At 44.0% G+C, this 21,095-nt stretch carries 17 protein-coding genes and 1 riboswitch; of the genes, 1 reads left to right on the top strand and 16 read right to left on the bottom strand.

Annotated elements, in window-relative coordinates; translation table 11 throughout:
* Positions 1-13 precede the first annotated feature (13 nt).
* The 9 genes from pdxH to FTU98_RS06430 form a co-directional block, all read right to left on the bottom strand.
* Complete coding sequence (gene pdxH, locus FTU98_RS06470) at positions 14-670, bottom strand: pyridoxamine 5'-phosphate oxidase (RefSeq protein WP_131261206.1); 657 nt, start codon at positions 668-670, stop codon at positions 14-16.
* Between the two features lie 14 nt (positions 671-684).
* Positions 685-2,016: a phosphoglucosamine mutase gene (glmM, locus tag FTU98_RS06465; RefSeq protein ID WP_104852719.1), complete on the bottom strand. Its 1,332-nt coding sequence runs from the start codon at positions 2,014-2,016 to the stop codon at positions 685-687.
* A 142-nt stretch (positions 2,017-2,158) separates the two neighbouring features.
* A complete protein-coding gene (guaB, locus tag FTU98_RS06460) occupies positions 2,159-3,625 on the bottom strand; it encodes an IMP dehydrogenase (RefSeq protein ID WP_167846403.1) in 1,467 nt (488 codons plus the stop codon).
* Between the two features lie 328 nt (positions 3,626-3,953).
* Positions 3,954-4,319, bottom strand: coding sequence for a YkgJ family cysteine cluster protein (locus tag FTU98_RS06455; RefSeq protein ID WP_004974255.1), 366 nt, complete (start codon positions 4,317-4,319; stop codon positions 3,954-3,956).
* Between the two features lie 106 nt (positions 4,320-4,425).
* Positions 4,426-5,223 carry an MBL fold metallo-hydrolase gene (locus FTU98_RS06450; RefSeq protein ID WP_004974253.1) on the bottom strand — a complete coding sequence of 266 codons (798 nt, stop codon included), beginning with the start codon at positions 5,221-5,223 and terminating at the stop codon, positions 4,426-4,428.
* A 185-nt stretch (positions 5,224-5,408) separates the two neighbouring features.
* Positions 5,409-5,984 carry a TMEM165/GDT1 family protein gene (locus tag FTU98_RS06445; RefSeq protein ID WP_004974251.1) on the bottom strand — a complete coding sequence of 192 codons (576 nt, stop codon included), beginning with the start codon at positions 5,982-5,984 and terminating at the stop codon, positions 5,409-5,411.
* Between the two features lie 72 nt (positions 5,985-6,056).
* A riboswitch (yybP-ykoY riboswitch) is annotated at positions 6,057-6,216 on the bottom strand.
* Between the two features lie 98 nt (positions 6,217-6,314).
* A complete protein-coding gene (locus FTU98_RS06440) occupies positions 6,315-8,294 on the bottom strand; it encodes a 2-oxo acid dehydrogenase subunit E2 (RefSeq protein WP_180050755.1) in 1,980 nt (659 codons plus the stop codon).
* A 2-nt stretch (positions 8,295-8,296) separates the two neighbouring features.
* Positions 8,297-10,999, bottom strand: a complete 2,703-nt coding sequence (aceE, locus tag FTU98_RS06435; RefSeq protein ID WP_004974248.1) for a pyruvate dehydrogenase (acetyl-transferring), homodimeric type — start codon at positions 10,997-10,999, stop codon at positions 8,297-8,299.
* 368 nt (positions 11,000-11,367) lie between these two features.
* Positions 11,368-12,051: a M23 family metallopeptidase gene (locus FTU98_RS06430; protein WP_004974246.1), complete on the bottom strand. Its 684-nt coding sequence runs from the start codon at positions 12,049-12,051 to the stop codon at positions 11,368-11,370.
* Positions 12,052-12,157: 106 nt separating this feature from the next.
* On the opposite strand from FTU98_RS06430, the gene FTU98_RS06425 reads away from it, so the two are divergent.
* The gene (locus tag FTU98_RS06425; RefSeq protein WP_004974242.1) at positions 12,158-12,598 is read left to right on the top strand and encodes a DciA family protein; all 441 of its coding nucleotides are present in this window, start codon (positions 12,158-12,160) and stop codon (positions 12,596-12,598) included.
* 97 nt (positions 12,599-12,695) lie between these two features.
* Here the strand turns inward: FTU98_RS06425 and lpxC are convergent, their stop codons facing one another.
* The 7 genes from lpxC to murG form a co-directional block, all read right to left on the bottom strand.
* Entirely contained in the window at positions 12,696-13,598 is a 903-nt protein-coding gene (gene lpxC / locus FTU98_RS06420) for a UDP-3-O-acyl-N-acetylglucosamine deacetylase (RefSeq protein ID WP_004974240.1), read from the bottom strand.
* 123 nt (positions 13,599-13,721) lie between these two features.
* A complete protein-coding gene (ftsZ, locus tag FTU98_RS06415; RefSeq protein ID WP_004974238.1) occupies positions 13,722-14,903 on the bottom strand; it encodes a cell division protein FtsZ in 1,182 nt (393 codons plus the stop codon).
* Positions 14,904-15,062: 159 nt separating this feature from the next.
* Entirely contained in the window at positions 15,063-16,325 is a 1,263-nt protein-coding gene (gene ftsA / locus FTU98_RS06410; protein WP_004974236.1) for a cell division protein FtsA, read from the bottom strand.
* 67 nt (positions 16,326-16,392) lie between these two features.
* A complete protein-coding gene (locus FTU98_RS06405; protein WP_004974235.1) occupies positions 16,393-17,247 on the bottom strand; it encodes a cell division protein FtsQ/DivIB in 855 nt (284 codons plus the stop codon).
* 2 nt (positions 17,248-17,249) lie between these two features.
* The gene (locus tag FTU98_RS06400; protein WP_004974232.1) at positions 17,250-18,179 is read right to left on the bottom strand and encodes a D-alanine--D-alanine ligase; all 930 of its coding nucleotides are present in this window, start codon (positions 18,177-18,179) and stop codon (positions 17,250-17,252) included.
* A 56-nt stretch (positions 18,180-18,235) separates the two neighbouring features.
* Positions 18,236-19,684, bottom strand: a complete 1,449-nt coding sequence (murC, locus tag FTU98_RS06395; RefSeq protein WP_096901645.1) for a UDP-N-acetylmuramate--L-alanine ligase — start codon at positions 19,682-19,684, stop codon at positions 18,236-18,238.
* 3 nt (positions 19,685-19,687) lie between these two features.
* On the bottom strand, positions 19,688-20,791 hold the full coding sequence (murG, locus tag FTU98_RS06390; protein ID WP_004974229.1) for an undecaprenyldiphospho-muramoylpentapeptide beta-N-acetylglucosaminyltransferase: 1,104 nt from the start codon (positions 20,789-20,791) through the stop codon (positions 19,688-19,690).
* Positions 20,792-21,095 lie beyond the last annotated feature (304 nt).

Raw genomic sequence — 21,095 nt, 5'->3', positions numbered from 1 at the left:
AATTTCCAGTCATTTAAGGCATCAAGCGTTGTAGTTTCCAGTCACCTTCAATTTTTTCATAAGCTAAGCGGTCATGCAAACGGTTCGGACGGCCTTGCCAAAATTCGTAATAATCAGGCTGCAAGCGGTAGCCACCCCAAAATACGGGTTTTTGCAATTCAGATTGATCACCCACTTGGGCATGCAAGTCTTGGAAACGCGCCTGTAGTTCTTCACGACTGGCAATCACACCACTTTGCGGAGTGCTAATATGCGCAGCGATCTGATTATCACGCGGGCGTTTGTGATAATACGCAGTCGATTCTTGCTCATCAATTTTTTCGACATAGCCACTGACACGAATCTGACGTTCCAGTTCAGGCCAGTAAAATAACAATTCAGCATAAGGATTGGCCGCTAAATCCAACCCTTTTTGACTGTCATAATTGGTATAAAAGTCATAGCCTGCTTCGGTGGCTCCACGCAGCAACACAGTACGCACATGCGGACGACCTTGCGCATTGGCAGTCGCCAATGACATCGCATACGGTTCATGCAGCTTGGCTTCTAAGGCATGGTTAAACCAATTCAAAAACTGAATATGCGGATTGGCACTGACCTGTGCTTCTAGCAATTCACCTTTTTGGTAACTTAAACGCAGCTCACTTAAATCTTTAATTAAATCACTCACGATTTACCCCCCTTTTAGACGGCATGACGACGTACAGCATCTGCTAAATCTTTCGCCATTGCCTTCACTTCAGCCAAATCATCACCTTCCACCATGACACGAATCACAGGTTCAGTGCCCGATTTACGAATCAATAAGCGTCCACGACCTTTCAGCTGTTCCGTAGCACGGTCAAACTCTTCCACCAAGGCAGGAACGGTATACGGATCAAACATATTTGCTAAGCGCACGTTTTCCAGCACATTTGGCAACAGTTTAAAATCTGCCACCAATTCATGTAGGGCTTTATTTTGTTCGACCATCACCGTTAACACTTGCAAGGCAGCAATAATTGCATCACCTGTGGTGCTCTTGTCCAAAGTCAAAATATGCCCCGATGGCTCACCACCAATAACCCAGCCATTTTCTTCCAGACCTTGTAGCACGTAACGGTCACCGACATTGGCACGGAGTAATGGTACTTGGGCTTTTTCTAACGCCAATTCCAGCGCCATATTGCTCATTAACGTCCCAACAATACCTGCAGGTTTTTTCGAGCCTTGTGTGGCAAGAATATATAAAATGTGGTCACCATCAATTTGCTTGCCTTGACTATCCACCAAAATCACACGGTCTGCATCACCATCAAATGCAACACCCAAATCCGCCTGATGCTCAAGCACTGCTTTTTGCAAACTTTCAGGATGGGTTGAGCCGCAATTTTCGTTGATGTTTAAACCATTTGGCTCATTGTGAATGGCAATCACTTTCGCACCTAATTCACGGAATACCGCAGGGCCAACATTGTAGGCAGCACCATTGGCGCAATCGACCACAATGGTGAGGTCATTTAAATCTAAATGATATGGAAAGGTCGATTTACAAAACTCGATGTAACGCCCATTGGCATCTTTAACACGAACGCTTTTACCCAAGTTGGCCGTATCTTCAATTTTTAATTCTTGCTGCAATTCTTGGTTAATTTCTTCTTGCAAGGCATCTGGCAGCTTTTTCCCTTCGCCCGAGAAAAATTTAATCCCGTTATCAAAATACGGATTATGCGATGCTGAAATCACAATGCCTAAACTGGCATGCAAAGCGCGGGTTAAGTGCGCAATAGCGGGCGTCGGCAATGGGCCGAGCAAATGCACATAGACACCTGCGGCATTTAAACCCGCTTGTAATGCTGCTTCTAAAATATAGCCTGAAAGACGTGTATCTTTACCTAATACCACAATAGGTTTATTTTTTTTGGTGTGTTTTTTTAAAACTTTACCTGCTGCAAAACCTAGTTTTAATGCAAAATCAGGTGTAATTGGTAACTCTCCAAACTTCCCTCGAATGCCGTCTGTACCAAAATAACTCATATTGTTCTCACTTCTTAGGGGTGATCTTTATCATCACTTTTTTACTGCGAGTTACTTTACACCAAAAATGAAAAAGCCGTCACATTGATGACGGCTTTTATTTGAAAATGCTACTAAATATCAACCAACGCGATAGTTCATATTAACCAACGCGATAGTTCGGCGCTTCTTTAGTAATCGTCACATCATGCACGTGAGATTCCTGCATACCTGCTGCAGTAATTTTCACGAATTTAGCATTTTGGCGTAGATCTTCAATAGTTGAAGAACCTGTATAACCCATAGATGAACGTAAACCACCCATCATCTGATGCACGATGTTGCCCATTGGGCCTTTGTACGGTACACGACCTTCAATACCTTCTGGTACAAGTTTTTCTGCACCTGCTTTCGAGTCTTGGAAATAACGGTCTGCAGAACCTGTTGCACCTGCCATTGCACCCAATGAACCCATACCACGGTATGCTTTGTAGTAACGACCTTGGAAGAATTCAACTTCGCCCGGTGCTTCTTCAGTACCTGCAAGCAATGAACCGACCATAATGGTACTTGCACCTGAACCAATTGCTTTGGCCATATCACCAGAGAAGCGAATACCACCATCGGCAATTAATGGAATCTGTTCTTTCAATGCATTGGCAACAGCGTCAATTGCAGAGATTTGCGGCATACCAATACCTGCCACAATACGTGTGGTACAGATTGAACCTGGGCCAATCCCCACTTTCACTGCATCTGCACCTGCATCTAACAATGCCAAAGCAGCATCGCCAGTTGCAATGTTACCGCCAATCACTTGAACTTGTGGATAGTTGGCTTTTACCCAACGTACACGCTCAATTACACCTGCAGAGTGACCGTGTGCTGTATCAACCACAATCGCATCGACACCTGCTTCAACCAATGCTTCTACACGGCTTGGTGTTTCTGCGCCTGTACCCACTGCAGCACCCACACGTAAACGACCTAAGTCATCTTTACAGCTGTTTGGATACAATTCTGCTTTACGGAAATCAGTGACCGTAATTAAGCCTTTTAATTCCTGCTGGTCATTCACCACCAAGACTTTTTCAATACGATGCTGTTGCAATAAAGCTTGAATGTTTTCTTTAGATTCGTCTTCGCGTACTGTCACTAAACGATCTTGACCTGTCATGATGTTGCTGACAGGTTGCTCAAGGTTGGTTTCAAAACGTGTATCACGTCCTGTCACAATACCGACAACTTTGCCATCTTTTACTACAGGTACACCGCTAATATTATTGGCTTGAGTCAGCGCAATCAATTCACGTACTGTAGTTTCTGGCGTTACGGTAATCGGGTCTTTCACCATACCCGCTTCAAATTTTTTCACACGGCGCACTTCGGCTGCTTGCGCAACGATGTCCATGTTTTTATGCAAAATACCAATACCACCGTTTTGCGCCATCGCAATTGCCATACGAGATTCAGTCACCGTATCCATTGCTGCTGAAACCAAAGGAATATTCAGGTCAATGCCGCGCGTAAAACGTGTCTTTAAGGAGACATCTTTTGGGAGAACAGTAGAATAGGCAGGGAGTAATAAGACATCATCGAAGGTTAACGCTTCTTGAACGATGGTCAGCATAACAGTCTCACTGGTAATTTCCGTGAGCCATTATAAACAAATCTGGGCACAAATTTCATTTGTTCTCTAAGAAATATTTTTTATTCTGCCCTTCTGGGGGATGCGACATGAAAAAATCGGTAATTTTCATCTAAAAATTGAAGTTTTCATCCTTAGTTTGCTTTTTAGCCGTGCAGGTTTAAAACTTGCGATGTTTCATTTTTCAGGCAGATAAAGCCGCTTCAATGTGAACCATGATTGGCTATTTATCCAAAATTAGCCGTAAAAAAAAGCAAAGCCGCAGCTTTGCTTTTTCAATCTGGATTGCGATCAACAACTTAAAGCACCATTAAACCACTTGATCGAAGTCATCATCATTCACAGAAATGGCTGGATCGACTTGCACAAATGGAATCATGTTATGCGCACGACGTGCTTTATTGCATTGATCATCGGCAATTTGCACTTCTTTACAAGAGCTGCTGCGTAATTCATAAATCCCGCAGCTCACTTGCTGTCCAACTTCACCTTCTAAAGCGACACAACGCGGCTGACTCTGATTGGTACCACACATGCATGAATAGACTGCTGTTACTGGTTCCGTGTAGTGCTCAGGCATATTCATGCCTTCAGCCCAATAAAATGAAACACGGAAATAAGCGCAACACGCGCCGCAGCTTAAGCAGGCATCTGCTGTAGGTACTTGAGACAACATTCGTTAAGTTCTCGTCATCAAAAAAATCGTTTTTGGGCGAAAATCTTAAAAAAAGTTGTTTTTGCACTCAAGTTTTTTTTACAGTTTTTTCAGCTTTTTTTGTCGCTTATTCAGGGCAGCTAAAAACGTGTTCGTCCATCAAATCGACGCCACATTCCAGTGTTTCAATCCAGTCTAAGAATTGATTCACCTGTTCTTTGCCCACAAATGGCGTACCGTGTTGCGGCACAATCATTTCAACGTCCATGGTGCGTACCATATTCACCCAGAGGCGAATCACTTTATTGGAACACATATAGCGCTGATGGAAGCCTTTCATCGCAGGAATATGCGCAGCAAAATCAGTCAATGGAATTGAAGCATCTTCCACCATTGACGCACCCATATCACCAGAAAATAAAATTTTGGCGATAGGATCATAAAACTGGAAATTACCAACAGAGTGTAAGAAATGCGCAGGCACAGCAATAATTTTAGACTCACCCAAAGGAATTGCCTGACCTTCATCTGGCAGTTCCACCAAACGATCTAACCAGTTGCCTTTCATACGGTCGCTCATAAAAGATGAGCTTAAGTGCGGCAAGAAACGCGCCCACAATTTTGATGCTACGATTTTTGCTTCGGTATAGACCAACCAACGCGGCATTGAAGTGATGATGTCTGGGTCTTGGTGCGATGCCATGACATAGTCAAGATTGGTCAAACGGGTATATTTGTTTAATTCCATGGTCAGTGGTACATAGGTCAGGTCGCCACCTGGGTCTAGCACTGCGGCACGGTTATTATCAATGATCAGAAATTGGTTGGCCTGAACACCTTCACCTTTGACCAAACTGGTAAAACTAATACATTTATGTGTCCCATTATCAAATAAGACCTGCGATGTTGTACGGTCAAATGCCATAACCAATCCCCAATTTTTTCATTTTAAAAATAGATTTTCTATCATTGAATAACATATAGCTATTTATGGAAAGTTACAATAAATAAAATGGCTCAGATTATCTGAAATATCAGTGAATTGCAGCAGCATTCACATAAACAAATCCCGAGCAATTTGCTCAGGATTTATGCATTCTAATGAATAGTTTAGAATAAATAATGTTGCGCCAAAGTCGACACACCAATAATCAAGAAAATCAATGCGCCAATTTTATGAATTAAAGCAATTGGCAATCGGGTCGCTAATTTATTGCCAATAAATACCGCAGGTGCATTGGCCAGCATCATCCCCAAAGTGGTTCCAAGCATGACCCAAAACACGCTGTCATAACGTGCAGCTAAAGCCACTGTGGCAATTTGAGTTTTATCGCCAATTTCTGCCAAAAAGAACAACACAAAGGTCGCGCCAAATACACCGTATTTTTGCCACTTGTTGATGCTTTCAGTTTCATCATCTAGCTGATCTGGAATAAGCATCCAAATCGCCATGCCAATAAAACCTAAAGATAAAATCCACAATAAAATTTCTGGGCTAAGTACCGTGGTAATCCACTGCCCCAAAACTGCAGAAAGTCCGTGGTTAATGAGTGTTGCCAGTAAAATAGCAACCAAGATTGGAGCAGGTTTACGAAAACGTGCCGCGAGTAATAAAGCCAATAGTTGGGTTTTATCACCCATTTCGGCTAAGGCGACAATGGCAGTCGAGATGAGGAATTCATACATGATGTTTTTCTCTGGCTAGCACACATACCAATGACCTATCCCTCCTGCTAGCCAAAATCTGCAGAGTGATAAATCAAAGGTCTTGCCAACAAAAGAAAGCTTGAAAAAGCAGACTTGGTTCTTTGCTATGATGACCATGTTCTGTGGAACAAATATGTTGACCATCACCTTTTTACTGCATTCAGTTGAAACAGAAATTAGTAAAAAGCGGCTACTCCCCAATGAAGTACAGCTATTCTAAACGGAATACTGCGGTTAAGCAAATTTAGCCGAATAACGGCAGTGACAAAAAACCCTGCCGCAGCAGGGTTTTATAAAGCTTTTCTGAGTTTAGAGCAGCAAGCTACGAATATCTGCCAACAACTGGGTCAGTTTATGGGTAAAACGTGCTGCATCTGCGCCATTAATTACCCGATGGTCATACGACAATGACAATGGCAACATCAAGCGCGGATCAAAGCCTTCACCATTCCAGACAGGCTGCATGGTCGCTGGTGAAATACCCAAAATCGCAACCTGCGGCCAGTTCACCAACGGCGTAAATGCCGTACCGCCAATCGAACCTAAACTGGTGATGGTAAAGTTTGCACCTTGTAAATCTTTAGGCGACAACTTTTTATCACGCGCTTTTTGACTCAACTCACCCAGTTCAATCGCAATTTGTTTAATCGATTTCTGATCTGGATTACGTAGTACAGGCACGGTTAAACCATCGGGGGTTGCCACCGCAATGCCCATGTGGATTTCTTTACGCAGCAGCACAGACTTTTGATCATCTGCCAGATGCGCAGCGAAATATGGCTCATCTTTCAGCAAATGCGCTACTGCTTTGGCAATGAACGCCAAAATGGTCAGGCTGACACCTTCTTTTTTGAAGTTGGCTTTCAATTCACCGCGCCACGCTTCTAGCTCGGTAATATCGGCCAAATCAAATTGCGTGACTTGTGGGATGTAATTGTTCAGGGACAATTGCGGAATTGACACTTGTTGTAAGCGCGTCAAATCTTTTTCTTCCACACCACCAAATGCAGTAAAGTCAGGTAGCTTTGGCAAACCTGTAACTTGCTGTGTTGTAGCAGCGACAGGAACAGTCTGCGGCGCAGTAAGACGCGCTTTGACATAAGCCTTCAAGTCTTCTTTGAGTACACGCGCATGTGGGCCAGTGGCGTTTACATCTGCTAAAACAACACCCAACTCACGTGCCAGTTTACGCACAGCAGGGCCTGCATACACTTTTGCATTGGCTTCATGTTGCGCCTTACTCAATTTGTCTACATTCGTATGCGCGCTTGCTGCAACTGTCGTGCTTTGTGCTGTAGATGCAGCACTGACTGCTGGCGATGTACTTGGTGCAGAGGCAACTTGAGCTGCTGCAACTGCTGTTGGTGCAGCTGCGCTTGCAGTTACTATCGTCACTAAGGCATTGCCCTGCGCAACACTTTGTCCTAACTCCACGTGGATGGCTTGAATCACACCTGCGGTAGTACTTGGCACCTCAACCGTGGCTTTGTCTGATTCCACCACAATCAAACTTTGGTCAGCGGCGACTGTATCGCCTACTTGTACCAAAATTTCTGTCACTGTGGCTTTATCGACCCCTAAATCAGGCACTGCGACTTCAACCTGTGCTGATGCTGTTGTTTGTGGTGCAGATGCAGTTGCTGCGCTCGCTGTTGCAGCAGCCGCTTCTGCTGATGCCACTTGAGGTGTTTCCACCTGTGTGACTGCAGCAGCGGCGGTTTTCACTTTCAGAATCACCACACCTTCTTTTACGGTATCACCCGTATTGATTTGGATAGCGGTAACTGTACCCGACACCGTACTTGGCACTTCTACTGTAGCTTTGTCCGACTCCACCACAATAATGCTTTGATCCACATCAATCGCATCGCCCACTTGTACTAAAATTTCCCCAACAACGGCTTTTTCCACGCCAATGTCAGGTACTTGTACATCTACTTCTTGCGCAGTGTTTGATGTCGCTGAGCTTGGTGCTGCAGCGACCACTGGTTCAGCATCTTGCTTCGGTGCCGCGTCCACTTCGGCTTGCGGTGCAGCAACTTCTGTAGCAACTGCGGTTTGAGCTTCTGTTTCTAGCTCAATCAGCACCGCACCTTCAGTCACTTCATCGCCTTGTTGTACCAAAATACTTTTCACCACCCCTGCAACGGTGCTGGGTACTTCAACAGAGGCTTTGTCTGATTCCAATAGGACAATGCTGTCATCAACTGCAATCGTGTCGCCAACTTTGACAAGAATATCTGCAACAGTGGCTTTATCGACACCAATATCAGGCGTTTGAATTTGCATGATCAGTGCTCCTCTTTGTAGTCAGCAACCGCTTGTACTTCAGGAACCGCTTGCGGTGCCCACGCGACAGGACGATCTGTATCTAACTCAAATGTCGAGATTGCATCTTTGACCAAACGCGCATCGACTTCGCCTTCATCAGCCAGTTTTTTCAAGGTGGCTACCACAATATGTGCTGCATCGACCCCAAAGTAGCTACGCAAGTTACCGCGGGTATCGGAACGACCATAACCATCGGTACCTAAGGCAACAAATGGACGATTGTCTGGCAAGTAACCGCGAATTTGCTCGCTATAGGCGCGCATGTGATCGGTAGCAGACACGACAATGCCATCCTTGCCACGTAACTGTTGTGAGATCCACGGCTCTTTGCTTTCTTCAGCCAATGGATGCAAACGGTTGTATTCTTCACACGCCATACCATCACGCGCCAACTCATTAAAACTGGTCACACTGTAGACATTCGAGTGAATTTGATACTCTTCACGCAAGATTTTCGCCGCTTTGATGACTTCACGCAAAATCACGCCTGAACCCAGCAATTGAACCGTGGCTTTTTCATCTTCCTGCAGCAAATACATACCGCGCTTAATGCCTTCTTCCACACCTTGTGGCATTTCAGGATGCTCGTAGTTTTCATTCATTACAGTGAGGTAATAGAACACGCGCTCCTGATTGACATACATGCGCTGCAAACCATCATGCACAATCACGGCAAGCTCATAACCAAAACATGGGTCATAAGACACACAGTTTGGAATGGTATTGGCTAAAATATGCGAGTGACCATCTTGGTGTTGCAAGCCTTCACCATTGAGTGTGGTACGTCCTGCAGTGGCACCCAACAAGAAACCTTGCGCCTGTGCATCACCTGCCGCCCATGCAATATCCCCAATACGTTGGAAACCAAACATGGAGTAATACATATACATTGGGATCATTGGTAAGTTATTGGTCGAATAACTGGTACCCAAAGCTGCCCAAGCACTCATTGCACCTGCTTCGTTAATGCCTTCTTGCAGCATGTGACCGTCTTTGGCTTCACGATAATGCATCAATTGTTCTTGGTCTTCAGGGGTGTATTTTTGCCCATGTGCGGCATAAATACCCAGTTGACGGAACATGCCTTCTAAACCGAAAGTACGTGCTTCATCGGGTACAATGGGTACCACACGGTCTTTAATGGCTTTTTCTTTGAGCAGGGCAGAAATCAAACGCACCATCACCATAGTGGTCGATTGTTCTTTGCCACCTGAACCTGCCAAGACTGAATCGAAAACTGATAATTCAGGAATTTGTAAAGCTTCGCTGTCTTTACGACGCGCAGGCAAATAACCACCCAACGCTTCGCGACGCGCTTTCATATATTTCAATTCAGGCGAATTTTCACTTGGACGATAGAACGGCACTTCTTCAAGTTGCTCATCGCTAAATGGCAAGTTGAAGCGGTCACGTACATATTTTAAAGAATCCAACTGCATTTTTTTGATTTGGTGGGTTTTGTTCACCGCTTCAATTTCATCAGACAAACCATAACCTTTGACGGTTTTGGCTAAAATGACCGTTGGCTGACCTTTAGCTTTGGTCGCTTCTGCATACGCCGCAAATACTTTGTACGGGTCGTGACCACCACGGTTCAGATTATCAATATCTTCATCGCTTAAATCTTTGACTAATTCTTTGGCTTCAGGATATTTACCAAAGAATTTCTCACGGGCGTATGCACCGCCTTTCACTTGCAAGCGCTGATAATCGCCATCCACCGCTTCTTCCATGATGGCTCTTAATGCACCTGTGTCGTCTTTGTCCAATAAAGCATCCCAATGACGCCCCCAGACCACTTTAATCACGCGCCAACCTGCGCCACGGAATAACGACTCAAGTTCTTGAATGATTTTACCGTTACCGCGTACAGGGCCATCTAAACGCTGTAAGTTACAGTTCACCACCCAAATCAGGTTATCTAGCTTTTCACGACCTGCCAGTGAAATTGCACCCAAACTTTCTGGCTCATCCATTTCACCATCGCCTAGATATGCCCAGACTTTACGGTCTTCTTCTTTAATTAAACCGCGGTTCATTAAATATTTTTGAATATGTGCCTGATAAATTGACATGATTGGACCCAGACCCATCGATACCGTTGGGAACTGCCAATAGTCAGGCATTAAATAAGGATGTGGATAGCTAGGTAAACCGTTACCGCCCACTTCACGGCGGAAATTATTCAATTGATCTTCGGTTAAACGCCCTTCTAAAAATGAACGAGCATAAATACCGGGTGCACAGTGACCTTGGTAGTAGATCATATCACCGCCAAAATGATCACTATTGGCACGGAAGAAATGGTTAAAACCAACATCATATAATGTGGCTGAAGATGCGAAACTTGCAAGGTGACCACCTAAATCATCACCTGTTTTATTGGCACGCAATACCATTGCCAACGCATTCCAGCGAATCAGGGCGCGAATACGACGCTCCATATCCTGATCGCCCGGCATGGCAGGTTGTTCTTCCACTGAAATGGTATTGAGGTAAGGAGTATTTAATCGCTGAATGGGTACATGCTTTGCAATTGCACGTTGGTACAGTTTTTCGAGTAAAAATGCTGCCCGTTCAGTACCCATATGTTGTAACACAGCATCAAAGGCGTCTTGCCATTCTTGGGTTTCTTGTGAGTCCGTATCACCGTAAAACGCCATAATTCACTATTCCTAAGCCTAATCGTATGCTTTATATGTATCATAATTTAGACTTTAGTAGATATGGCTAATCTTAAATGCGTATCCTGCATACTATTTAGAAAATAAATAGTGATTGACACTTTCTTACAGCAAATAACAAAAAACCGCCAATTTAGGCGGTTTTTTATACAATAAAGCAGATACTGCGTGTTATTATTTTTTTAGGTGATAAGTTGATGTCTGAAATGTCTCACTAGATTTCGCTAAAAGCTAAAACGTGAGTATAAAGAAAAGCGACCTTTGCCGCTTTAATTTCATGTTTTAATTTGTAGTTCGCGTGTAGTTTACAGTGAGTGTGGCTAGAGCATGAATTTCTAGCCAAAACATTACGGCAACATTGCTAAATAGGTAGAAGGGTTCTTACGTTGACCATCTTTCACTACTTCATAATGTAAGTGAGGACCTGTACAACGACCTGTACAACCCACGTTGGCAATATGTTCGCCTGCATCTACACGGTCACCCACACGTGCAATTAAACGTGAAGCGTGTGCGTAGCGCGTGATATAACCATTACCGTGGTTAATTTCTACATATTGACCATAACCTGTGCCCCAGCCTGACTTGGTCACAATACCTGGGCCAGTCGCATAAATTGGAGTACCGCTTGGTGCAGCAAGGTCTAAGCCAGAATGGTTTTCAGCACGACCACTCATGACACGACCGCCATAGTTCGAGCTAATACGTGCATTTGGTAATGGATGTGACACTAACCAAGCATAAGGATTTGAAGAAGCAAAACGGGTGCTGGTATTGGTACCGTATTTTTTTGCTAAAGACGCATTGTTTAATTCTGTAGTCTTTTCACGAAGCTTAACGGTCATCTGCGTTTGTGCAGGAACATCAATGTCTTGTGTTTCTGTATAAGAACCTTGTGACAAGGTGCGGGTTAATTGCTCAATACGATCAGTCGATGAATTTTGAGAATCTAACTCAACTAAATCAGCAAATGCGACAGATGCTGCCGAAGCTGCCAGTGAAAACGCTAATAAAATACGGCGCGAATGCATAAAAAAACCTCTTAACTGTTCTTACTTGAAGTTCCTTGTGATCTCTTCCTTGATATCTACTGAAAGGAGCGCATAAGATTAGGGCATAAACATGAAGGAATGATGTATGTCCGAACCTGTGAATCTCTTTCAACAAACAAGAAAACACATAAAAACAGGAAACCTAACGTTTCTCTCAACCCAAGTTGCTGCATGGCAGAAACTTGGCAAACTTATTCAACCTTTACTGCCGCAACCAGAGCAATGGCAGGTGGTTTGTTATCAACAAGGTGTCTTAACCATTACTGGAACGAATCAAGCGATGGTCAGTCAACTTGCTTATTTGCAAAAGCAATACATTACTCAACTGTCACAACTGCATGAACTGAAAGACATACAAAAAATTCAAGTTCGTTTAAGAGTTGAATCTCAAACGCCCCCAAAAAGCGAAAAGCCTTTAAGAACACTTAGTCCAGAAACTCAAGATATGTTACGAGGTGCTGCTGACTTTGTGAGCGACCCTAAGCTTAGCCAAGCTTTGTTACGTTTGGCAAGCAATAAAAAATAATTGTTTGCAGAAAACACCAAAAACTCGTGCTCAAATTTGTGATGAAATTCACATATTATTGTTGTTACATTATAACGTAGTAAGAAAAGACAATGACTTATGTCACATGCACAAAAGTGATCGGGCAAGAATTTATGTCATCAAATGTTACAATTTCATAACTGCTTGGATCGCTCTGAACATTGCGTAATAACTGATTATTTAAGGCATGTCCTGATTTATAACCATCAAACTTGGCAATAATTTGATGTCCAAGCAAGTACAAATCCCCCACAGCATCTAAAATTTTATGCCGTACAAACTCGTCCGAGAAGCGCAAACCTTCTTCATTGACCACGCCTGTATCATCTACCCCAATGGCATTATCTAAACTCGCACCCAAAGCCAAATTATTGGCTTTTAAATAGTCCAAATCTTTCATAAAGCCAAAAGTACGTGCGCCACTGACTTCATAGACAAAGGTTTCTGTAGAAAAATCGATGGTGGCAGACTGATATTCTTTTTTAAAGGCAGGATGATCAAAGTCGATGGTGAAATTGAGCTGAAAACCTTCATGCGGACTGAACACCGCACGTTTATCGTCAATTAAAGCTTCTACAGGTTTTAAAATTTTGATGAACTTTTTCGCAGCATCCTGTTCTTTTAAACCACCCTGCATCAACAAATAAATAAAAGGCCCTGCACTGCCGTCCATAATGGGCACTTCAGAGGCAGATACTTCAATAATCAAGTTATCAATGCCCAACCCTGCAATTGCACTCATAACATGCTCAATAGTGCCAACTTTGGCATTATCCTGAACCAAATTCGAGCACATAAATGCTTCTTGAATCAGCATGGCATCGGCTGGAATATCGACAGGCGGATTTAAATCGATACGACGAAACACAATTCCCCCATCGGCATGATGCGGCACAAAGTTGATCAATACTTTTTGACCACTGTGCAGACCAATACCGCTCGCCTTGACGACACGTTGTAGGGTACGTTGTTTCAGCATGTTCTCAATTCATCTAAATTTTAAAACCGCTATACGTTAGCATATTTAGCCATTGATAAAAAACAAAAAAGGCAGTTTAAAACTGCCTTTTCCCGATCACACAATGAAATTGAGGATCTTGGCTTATTTACGCTGCTGATTTTTCAAATAGTCTTGAATACTCATTGGCGTTGGACGCGCAGAGCCTGATGTTGTTGTCGCACTAATTGCAGGCGCAGTTTCTGCCTGCTGACGCTGAATTGCAGGCACATCATCTTCTTCTACTGCCGCTGTTGGTGCTGCAGAAGTGGTTTGTGTCACGGTGCGTTTTGCAGGCTCTGGTGTATCGCCTGTGTTACGCGCTAAACCAGTAGCAATAACAGTCACGCTAATTTCGTCACGCGCTTCAGGATCAAATACCGTACCGTAGAATACTTGGGTTTGTTCGGTATCTGAAAGTTGATGAATCACGTCCATGATCTCTTCGATTTCACCGAAGGTCACATCATCACCACCCGTTACGTTAATCAACAAGCCTTTGGCATTGGCAATGGTTACGCTATCGAGCAATGGGCTACGAATCGCTTGTTCAGCCGCTTGACGCGCACGGTTTTCACCACGACCTGAACCAACACCCATCATCGCATAACCGCGCGTACTCATCGCAGTTTTCAAGTCAGCAAAGTCTAGGTTGATGTGACCTGGACGTACCACCAAATCAAAAATACTGCGTACACCGTTCAACAAAACGTCATCGGCTTTTTTATACGCATCTTTCATTGAAATGTCGCGGTAAACTTTCATTAAACGCTGGTTTGGAATAATGATTAAAGAGTCTACATGCTGTTCTAATGCCGCAATCCCTTTTTCCGCAGAAAGTAAGCGACGCTTACCCTCAAAGTTAAATGGCGTAGTCACCACACCAACAGTCAAAATGCCCATTTCTTTGGCAATTTCAGCCACAACTGGCGCAGCACCTGTACCTGTACCACCGCCCATCCCTGCAGTCACAAACACCATGTCTGTGCCTTCAAGTTGCTGACAGATCAGCTCGCGGCTTTCTTCCGCTGCAGTTTGACCCACTTGAGGATCACCGCCCGCGCCTAAACCACGTGTGCTTTGCTCACCTAACTGGATTTTGAATTGCGAATTCATGCGATCCAATGCTTGTTTGTCCGTATTGGCACAAACAAATTTTACACCCTGAATATCCGACTCAAGCATGTGCTGCACAGCGTTACCACCTGCACCACCCACACCAAACACAGTGAAACGGGCTTGACCGTTGCTATCGGTTTGATCATCTATAAATTCAAATGAGGCCATGACCTTTAGATTTCCTAATACGTTATTGGCAGTCACTTAAGCCCGTATACTGCCTTGATCTTCATAAAAATTATTTTTAAGAATGCTGTTCAACTTCTGGCTTGTCAAGTACCAGTGATGATCCGTACAACTTCCTAACAATATTCCCAAAAAACTCAACTAAAAAATAGATTTTAACTTTTCGTTCAAGCCAGACCATGCCCGTCCGACACGCCCCCAAACCGATAAGGTTTCAGGGTCTTCATGTTCTACAATCGTGTCTTGAGTATAGTTTTGACTATAAAGCAATAAGCCTGAAGCTGTTGCATATTGTGAACGGCGTAAGGCGGCCTGATGCGGTTCATCGGCATAAACTTGTGAAGGATGATTCCCCAAGTGTGCCGAAACACCCAACATACGACGTACCAAGCTGATCATGCCTTCAATTTGTGAGGCATCACCCGCCAAAACCACACCATGATATAAACCATGAATGGCACCGCTCTTTTCGAGTTCCTGACGAATTTGTGCAAAGATTTCTTCATAACGCGCAATAATAATTTCCGCCAGTTCAATACGGCTAATGGTTTGCGGCCCATCAATGCCCTGAATCTGAATCATGTGATCAGGTTTGACCACTTTCATATCTACACAGCCATACAATAGCTTAATCCGTTCAGCTTCTTCAGTTGTGGTTTGTAACACCGCTGCAATATCGCGGGTGACATGCTCACCACCACGCTGCAAAGTGTGTGCCAAGGCCAAACGTCCATCTAAATAAACTGCAATACTGGTCGTACCTGCGCCAATATCTACCAGACACACACCATATTCTTTTTCATCTTTAAGCAGACTGGCTTCTGCAGTGGCTAAATTTGACACCACCATTTTTTCGACACCAATATTGGCACCTTTTAAAGCACGGTCTAAATTCTGCATGGTGCTAATAGGCAACATCATCAATTGATAATGCCCCGTCATGCTATGTGCTGACATACGAATTGGGTTTTGTACCCATTCACCCGAATCATCTAAATCGAAACCGAGTGGTACTGCGCTCACCAAATAATGGTCTGAGGTGAGGTGACTGGCTTTGGCCAAGTCCAATGCGCGTACCACTTCACTGGTGGTAATGGTGTGATCACTACTTTCAATAGGTGTGCGACCTGAAGCATAAAAGCTTTTTAGTTCTGCACTAGGAATAGAAATCCATGCCGAATGCACACGGCATTCCGCCATATCTTCTGCTTCTTGCACGGCATTTTTAATTGCAGTAATCACTTTATCGAGACTGACAATTTTTCCTTTACTCATGCCTCGATTACGTGCGGTGGCCATACCAATGACTTGGATATTGTCTGGCGCATGGACCTTAGCAATCAAAACTGAAACTTTGTGCGTCCCAATGTCAATCGCAACAACCGAGGGAACAGCTTCACTCATTTATTCACTACCATTACCAGTATGTTTAATTTATGGCTTAATGCCTCTATTTTTTTAAAGCCCAATATTATGGCTTTGCTCTTATTCCCTCTGCAATGCTTGTGTCATCAATCGTTACAACAAAGTGACCATTTGCAATTTTTGGCGGAATTGAGTTTTTCCATTGAATGGCTAAACCATTGCGATAACGCAAATCGATGGCGGATATTTTAGACCATACAGGTTTCAAATCACTTTGTGCAAGATGCCCCAAGCGCTGCAGCTTACTCATGGTTTGATCTTTATCTACAATAACACGTAGACCTGAATCAAACTGCATAAACCACGTCATACGTTCTGTTAAATATAGTTCTTTTAAACGATCGTTGACGGGTAAGAATAATTGGTTAATTTCATTATAACGACGCATCATCATTTTAGATTGATGCGTTGGCCCGTGTAATAACGGTAAATGTTGATTATTTTGTGGCGTGACCTCGGTAAAGACTTCACCGCTGTCACTGAGCAAACGACCTGTCCCCCAACGTGCAATTGGATGACGCGGCATAACCCGCACACGAATAGCATTCGGCCACGCACGTGAAACCACCACTCGATCTACCCAAGACAACTCCAAAGCGGTATCGCGGATTTGCTCTAGGTCAGAGGTGAAATAGTTCTTGGTCATTACAGGGTTCACATGCGTCATCACTTGGCGGTGTTCCGCATCTGAACGTGTACCCACTACATCTAGCTTGGCAATTTGTGCATCGGTCATGACTTTGTATAGCCCGTACGCACCCACTGCCAACACGAGCACCGCAACGCACAGCATTACCCAACCGCCAAAATGAATCAGCTTTTCTTTGGCTGTTGGCGGTTTGTCATGAATCGAGGTAATCGCTGCCCGTTTACGGCGCAAGGATGCAGGAAGTTGAGCCATATTTAGTGTGCTTCACCTGTAAGGGTTTGTGCCAAAATTGCCACACACAGCTCATCAAAACTATAGCCGACTGCATTTGCCGCTTTCGGAACTAAAGAGTGGCTGGTCATTCCCGGCACGGTATTCACTTCCAATAGCCAGAAATTGCCGTTCTCATCTTGCATGGCATCAATACGACCCCAGCCACTTGCACCCACGGCTTGGAAGGCACGTAATGCCAAAGCTTGTAACTGTTGCTCTTCGGCAGTGCTTAAACCACACGGAATACCGTATTGCACATCATTACGTTGATATTTGGCTTCATAATCATAGAACGCCACATCTTTCGGTGGTTCTAAACGAATAATCGGTAAAGCCTGACCATTTAACAGCACGATGGTAAATTCACGTCCTGTAATCCATTTTTCAGCCATAACAATAGCGTCATGTGCAGTTGCTTTCGCTACAGCATCGGCAAAGTCTTCTACTTTTTCGACTTTGCTCATGCCAATACTTGAACCTTCATGTACAGGCTTGATGATGAGTGGTAAACCCAATTCGGCAACCACGTCTTCAATATTGGAATCTTTGCTAACAATACGATATGGCGCAGTTGGCAAGTCAGAACCTTGCCAAATTTGCTTGGTCTTCACTTTGTCCATGCCAATGGCTGAACCTTGCACGCCCGTACCCGTGTATGGAATATTCAACCATTCCAAAACACCTTGAATTTGACCATCTTCACCACCGCGCCCGTGTAACACAATAAAGGCACGATCATAATTGACCAATTCGGTCACGCTACGTGTTTGTGGATCAAATGCTTCTGCATTGACCCCAGAACGTAGCAGTGCTTCGAGTACTGCTTGACCGCTGTCTAGAGAAACCTCACGCTCAGCAGATTTTCCACCCAATAACACGGCAACTTTGCCGAACTTTGAAGCATTTGACACGTTTATATCCTTAAACTTTAAACTGGTCGATCAAATTCAAACATCACAGGTTGTGATTATTTTAAATATAAATGGTTTTGTGCAAGCTCGATTGAAATCGCCCCCACATTACCTGCACCTTGGGTCAATAACAAGTCATTGGCCTGTAACACTTGTTTCACAATATTCGGTAGGTTGCCGTCATTTGGATCGACCAAAATTGGCTCAACCTGACCACGCAAACGAATACTGCGTGCCAAAGTACGGCTATCTGCGCCAACAATTGGTTTTTCACCCGCAGGATAAACATCGAGCAATAACAATTGATCGACTTGTGACAACACTTCCACAAAGTCATCAAAACAGTCACGGGTGCGACTAAAACGGTGTGGCTGGAACAACATCACCAAACGGCGATCAGGATGACTTTGACGCGCAGCTTTAATGGTGGCTTCCACTTCTTTCGGGTGATGTCCGTAGTCATCTACCAATTTCACATTGCCGTCTGCTACCGCAAACTCACCTTGTACTTGGAAACGACGACCGACACCGCTAAAGCCTTCTAAAGCACGGCAAATTGCACCATCAGAAACGCCTTCATCGGTGGCAATTCCAATTGCAGCCAAGGCATTCAATACGTTATGCAGCCCCGGTTGATTCACCGTCACGCGTAACGGTTCGCGGTCTTTACGCAGTACAGTAAAGTGTGTGCGCATACCGTCTTGATCAACATCAACGGCACGAATATCGTTGTCTTCATTAAAACCATAGGTCAATACAGGGCGCCCGATACGCGGCATGATTTCACGAATATTGGCATCATCACCACACACCACAGCCAAACCGTAGAATGGCAGTTTGTGCAAAAATTGAATAAAGGTATCTTTTAAGGTATCGAAACTACCACCATAGGTGTCCATGTGGTCGGCATCAATATTGGTCACCACAGCCGCCATTGGCTCTAGGAATAAGAACGATGCATCAGATTCATCGGCTTCTGCCACGATATAACGGCTAGCACCCAATGCTGCATTGACCCCAGTACGGTTTAGCAAACCACCAATCACGTAAGTTGGATCCATGTTTTCTTCGGCCAACATACAGGTGATTAAACTGGTAGTGGTGGTTTTACCATGTGTACCCGCGACTGCAATACCATGACGGTAACGCATCAACTCGCCCAGCATTTCAGCACGACGCACCACAGGAATACGGGTGTCAATTGCTGTTTTAATTTCTGGGTTTTCTGGGTCAATTGCAGTAGACACCACCAACACATTGGCGCCTTTAATATTCTCTGCCGCATGCCCAATATAAACCTTGATGCCGTTTTCTTCTAATTGCGCTGTGGTTTTTGAAGCTTTGATGTCTGAACCCGACACTTTATAGCCTTGGTTTTTCAAGACTTCGGCAATACCACACATCCCCGCGCCACCAATACCCACAAAATGAATGTGTTTGATACGGCGCATTTCAGGCACTTTGATTAATTTTTTCGCTTGATCAGCGGGTGTAGATGGAGACATATTTTACTCGAACAATGCTTGAATAAGACGAACCACGTGTTGAGTTGCATCAGGCTGCGCCTGCTGACGGGCTTTGACCGCCATTTCAGACAACAATTGACGATTCATTAACGGGGTTAATAATGTTGTTAAACTTTCAGGTGTCATGCTGGCTTGCGGACAGATTTTTGCTGCACCAAGATCGGCTAAAAACTTGGCATTGGCAGTTTGGTGATCATCCACCGCACTAGGCAATGGTACAAATACTGCTGCAACACCTGCAGTCGCGACCTCGGTTACCGTGAGTGCGCCCGCACGACAAATAATTAAATCGGCATCACTATAGGCTTTGGCCATATCTTCAATAAAAGGCTGTACCTCAACCTGTAAATGGTCAGGCTTGTGTGCATAACGTGCCTGCGTCGCTTCGGCATGGTTTTGCCCACATTGATGATAAACATCTAAAGCGACATTTAGTTGCTTTAACGCTTCAGGTACACATTCATTTAAGGCTTGTGCACCTAGTGAACCACCCACAATTAAAATACGAATTGGCAAGCCTGCTTTTTCACGTTCCTGATAGCGCCATGCAGGGCTTAAGGTCGCAGTGATTTCTTCACGAACAGGGTTGCCTGTGGTGACAATTTTGTTACTGTTTGGAAAGGTATTTGGGAAAGCCTGACACACGGTTTTTGCCACACGTGACAATTGAGTGTTGGTAAAACCCGCAACTGCATTTTGTTCGTGAATCAGCACAGGAATACCCAAAGCACGTGCTGCCAAGCCACCTGGCCCTGCCACATAACCACCAAAACCTGCAACAGCATCAACTTTTAATTGCTTCATGTAACGCACAGCACTGAGCGTTGCGCCTAAAATTTTAAATGGTGCAGCCAGTTTACGGATCAAACCGTTGCCACGTACACCTTGAATATTAATTTGGTAAATTGGGATATTATGATTTTTAAGCAGACGATTTTCCATGCCCGTTGGGGTCGCCAACCATGACACTTGAATCCCTTGTTGCTGTAATTGTTTTGCGACGGCCAAAGCGGGAAAAACATGTCCACCTGTACCTGCGGCCATCATCATGACATGTTTAGGCTGTTGTTGCTGTGCGTCAGTCACGGTTTAATTCTTCAACTCAAAATAAGGCAAATAAAAATCTTGTATAAGCTATCAATTGTAATCACAAACGCATGGGCTTGAAAGGTTATTTACTTTTTTTCACCAAGTGCTTGATTGTTTTTTTCTACAGATTTTCAAGTTTAAACTAGTTTTATTATTAATCTACGGAAAATGTTAAGTTTTATTCAATTTTACCTGCTTTGATTGATCTATTTTGCAAAGTGTTTAAGTTGTTTTTTGTATCCACGTCTCTAAAAACAAGGCCGCTTTCAAATAGAAAACGGCTTTTGTATTGATACAGTGA

Origin of the sequence: Acinetobacter sp. YH12211 (assembly GCF_013418015.1) — a bacterium.
Classification (GTDB): domain Bacteria; phylum Pseudomonadota; class Gammaproteobacteria; order Pseudomonadales; family Moraxellaceae; genus Acinetobacter; species Acinetobacter towneri.
The sequence above is the reverse complement of the archived record's forward strand: the minus strand, read 5'-3'. Positions and strand labels throughout refer to the sequence as shown.

What these genes read in the sequence shown, in the direction of transcription:
- murC (WP_096901645.1), bottom strand. Translation starts at nt 19,684, where the DNA reads ATGTCTCCATCTACACCCGCTGATCAAGCGAAAAAATTAATCAAAGTG.
- glmM (WP_104852719.1), bottom strand. Translation starts at nt 2,016, where the DNA reads ATGAGTTATTTTGGTACAGACGGCATTCGAGGGAAGTTTGGAGAGTTA.
- FTU98_RS06450 (WP_004974253.1), bottom strand. Translation starts at nt 5,223, where the DNA reads ATGGCATTTGACCGTACAACATCGCAGGTCTTATTTGATAATGGGACA.
- FTU98_RS06455 (WP_004974255.1), bottom strand. Translation starts at nt 4,319, where the DNA reads ATGTTGTCTCAAGTACCTACAGCAGATGCCTGCTTAAGCTGCGGCGCG.
- FTU98_RS06430 (WP_004974246.1), bottom strand. Translation starts at nt 12,051, where the DNA reads ATGCATTCGCGCCGTATTTTATTAGCGTTTTCACTGGCAGCTTCGGCA.
- ftsA (WP_004974236.1), bottom strand. Translation starts at nt 16,325, where the DNA reads ATGAGTGAAGCTGTTCCCTCGGTTGTTGCGATTGACATTGGGACGCAC.
- aceE (WP_004974248.1), bottom strand. Translation starts at nt 10,999, where the DNA reads ATGGCGTTTTACGGTGATACGGACTCACAAGAAACCCAAGAATGGCAA.
- FTU98_RS06425 (WP_004974242.1), top strand. Translation starts at nt 12,158, where the DNA reads ATGTCCGAACCTGTGAATCTCTTTCAACAAACAAGAAAACACATAAAA.
- lpxC (WP_004974240.1), bottom strand. Translation starts at nt 13,598, where the DNA reads ATGCTGAAACAACGTACCCTACAACGTGTCGTCAAGGCGAGCGGTATT.
- ftsZ (WP_004974238.1), bottom strand. Translation starts at nt 14,903, where the DNA reads ATGGCCTCATTTGAATTTATAGATGATCAAACCGATAGCAACGGTCAA.
- guaB (WP_167846403.1), bottom strand. Translation starts at nt 3,625, where the DNA reads ATGCTGACCATCGTTCAAGAAGCGTTAACCTTCGATGATGTCTTATTA.
- FTU98_RS06445 (WP_004974251.1), bottom strand. Translation starts at nt 5,984, where the DNA reads ATGTATGAATTCCTCATCTCGACTGCCATTGTCGCCTTAGCCGAAATG.
- FTU98_RS06440 (WP_180050755.1), bottom strand. Translation starts at nt 8,294, where the DNA reads ATGCAAATTCAAACGCCTGATATTGGTGTCGATAAAGCCACTGTTGCA.
- FTU98_RS06405 (WP_004974235.1), bottom strand. Translation starts at nt 17,247, where the DNA reads ATGGCTCAACTTCCTGCATCCTTGCGCCGTAAACGGGCAGCGATTACC.